This window comes from Bacillus cereus group sp. BfR-BA-01408 (genome assembly GCF_022663305.1).
GTDB lineage: Bacteria > Bacillota > Bacilli > Bacillales > Bacillaceae_G > Bacillus_A > Bacillus_A pacificus.
The window spans coordinates 1-609 of the sequence record NZ_JAKUFF010000190.1; the positions used below are offsets into that span (position 1 = coordinate 1).

A 609-nucleotide genomic window follows, 5' to 3' on the forward strand; every position below is an offset into this window, starting at 1 on the left:
TGCAGCAACGCCAACGCCGCTTGGAATAGAAGACGAGGAAGAAGTTACGTATCAATCAGCACCAATTACGCAGCAGCCTGCTATGCAACAAACACAAAAAGAAGTGCAAGTAAAACCACAGAAGGAAATGCAAGTGAAACCACAAAAAGAAGTACAGGTAAAACCACAGAAGGAAATGCAAGTGAAACCACAAAAAGAAGTACAGGTAAAACCACAGAAGGAAATACAAGTGAAACCGCAAAAAGAGGTGCAAAAAGAACAGCCAATTCAAAAAGAAAAACCAGTTGAAAAACCGTCTGTTATTCAAAAACCACCTGTTATAGAAAAACAAAAACCAGCGGAAAAAGAAAATACGAAGTTTTCGGTAAATGTGTTACCGCAGCCGCCGCAACCACCAATAAAAACGAAAAAAGAATATAAAATTTCAGATGTAATTAAAAAAGGAAGCGAGTTAATTGCTCCTCAAATTAATAAAATGAAACCTAATAACATCATTTCTCCGCAAACGAAAAAAGATAATATAATATCACCACAAGTAAAAAAAGAAAATGTAGGAAACATAGTATCACCACAAGTAAAGAAAGAAAATGTAGGAAATATAGTATCACC

General features: G+C 35.5%; 1 pseudogene. It reads left to right on the forward strand.

The features are described 5' to 3' along the window. Positions 1-609 (forward strand): annotated as a pseudogene (gene exsA, locus MR083_RS26820) (spore coat assembly protein ExsA); the annotation flags it as partial.